At 50.6% G+C, this 417-nt stretch carries 1 protein-coding gene; it reads right to left on the reverse strand.

The features are described from left to right. Nucleotides 1–417, reverse strand: a 417-nt coding sequence (locus JJB97_RS18385) for a transposase (RefSeq protein WP_238715532.1), incomplete at both ends; no start/stop codon positions are given.

Consider the following 417-nt stretch of genomic DNA (forward strand, 5'->3'; position numbering starts at 1 on the left):
GACCCAGTGTCCCGGCCCCCAGGTGGACAGGGCAGTCACCTGCTTTAATTAACGGATGTCTTTGAGCTTTGATATCGCAGACGTCATGCCAGCATTCACCTGTTTTTTGTAGTCTGAATTTCACCCTGCCCCGGACGCGGCCAGTAAAGTCCCATCCCAGCCGTTTTATATGGCTGAACCAGGCATTCTGAAAACCGGCATCAGTCACGATAATGACCCGTGCTTTTGGGTTTACCGCACTCGCAAGAGCATCAAGGAACGCGTTCTGAATTTGCACATTTTGCTGTTTTTGCGAAGGAATTATCCAGCTCAGTAACGGAATGGAACGCCCGTCGCAAAGCAAACTGGCACGGAGTACGTGATATTCCTGTGATGGATAGCCACTCCAGTCAACTGCGATGACACACAGAGATAACG

The sequence above is a fragment of the Tenebrionibacter intestinalis genome, assembly GCF_016632365.1.
Lineage (GTDB): Bacteria > Pseudomonadota > Gammaproteobacteria > Enterobacterales > Enterobacteriaceae > Tenebrionibacter > Tenebrionibacter intestinalis.